This is a genomic window from Pseudomonas sp. 05N434 (assembly GCF_056396965.1).
This window is the reverse complement of record NZ_JBFTMK010001188.1, coordinates 1-378: the sequence shown is the minus strand read 5'-3', so window position 1 is coordinate 378 and position 378 is coordinate 1. Positions and strand designations below refer to the sequence as shown.

Sequence of the window (378 nt, the reverse complement as noted above, 5' to 3'; positions counted from 1 at the left end):
CTTGGATTGTGCGCGACAGGATGGGGGTATCCAGCCAAGTTACCAATCCCTGTAGAAAAAAATAATCACAAATATTAACGCGTCTCACCGGGTATCGGCGATGGCGCATCACCAGTCGTCGAGGGTTTTTCTTGCGGTTCAGCCTAGGTCTGAACTCACAGTCTGGCGACCCTGAACGGCTCACTGCACAGTGACAGATCATTGTTGCGAAAGGACTTTTTCAACAGATACAAAAAAGGCCACTCTTTCGAGTAGCCTTTTTTGATGTTTGGTTGCGGGAGCCGGATTTGAACCGACGACCTTCGGGTTATGAGCCCGACGAGCTACCAGACTGCTCCATCCCGCGTCTGTGTGGCGGCATTCTACAGGCGAACGCCG

General features: G+C 52.1%; 1 tRNA gene. It reads right to left on the bottom strand.

The window, feature by feature from the left end:
* Positions 1 to 269: 269 nt before the first annotated feature.
* Positions 270 to 346: transfer RNA gene (locus AC1DLB_RS32370), tRNA-Met, on the bottom strand.
* Positions 347 to 378: the final 32 nt, after the last annotated feature.